Source organism: Nocardioides aequoreus, assembly GCF_000720335.1.
Classification (GTDB): domain Bacteria; phylum Actinomycetota; class Actinomycetes; order Propionibacteriales; family Nocardioidaceae; genus Marmoricola; species Marmoricola aequoreus.
Genome location: NZ_JOJN01000033.1, coordinates 1 through 686 on the forward strand (window position 1 = coordinate 1; position 686 = coordinate 686).

The following is a 686-nucleotide window of genomic DNA, read 5'->3' on the forward strand; positions in this document are numbered from 1 at the left end:
ACTCGTAGCCGCCCTGGTCGGTCGCACGCTTCGGCCGGGACCCAGACCCTCATCACGCTGGGCCCCGGCCGAGAAGCGCACCAGAACGATGGTTATACCCGCGCCGACACTTCGACCTCCGCGGGCTCATCCGGGCCGGCGGAATCCCTACCGCCACGCAGCTTCCGGACCACCATCGCGATGATCGGCCACAGCAGAATCGCCGCGATGATTGTGTAAACAATTCTGGCGAACCAGGTGTCGACCAGTCCGCTCAGCGAACCGTCACTGATCTGCAGTGCCCGCCGCATCTGCATCTCCGCGTTCGGCCCCAGGATGACGCCGATGATCGCGGGCAGCAGCGGCAACCCGAATCTGCGCATGATGAAACCGATGACGCCGATCACCAAGAGCAGTACCAGGTCCACTACATCGCCGGATACCGCGTACGCACCGACGCTGGCGAAGAACAGGATCCCCGCGTACAGGTAGGGCCGTGGGATGCGCAACAGCTTCGCCCACACCGGAGCCAGCGGCAGATTCAGCACCAGCAGCAGGACGGTGCCGATGAACAAGCTCGCGATGAGCGTCCACACCAGCTCCGACTCGCGTTGGAACAAAAGAGGTCCTGGCTGGATTCCGTACTGCTGGAACGCTGCCAGCATGACCGCCGCGGTCGCCGTGGTCGGCAGACCGAGGGTCAGCAT

1 protein-coding gene is annotated in these 686 nt (G+C 64.3%); it reads right to left on the reverse strand.

Translation table 11 applies throughout. The features are described from left to right. Positions 1-92: 92 nt before the first annotated feature. The coding region (locus IG63_RS0120205) for a tripartite tricarboxylate transporter permease (RefSeq protein ID WP_030486140.1) at positions 93-686 on the reverse strand (594 nt) is incomplete at its 5' end.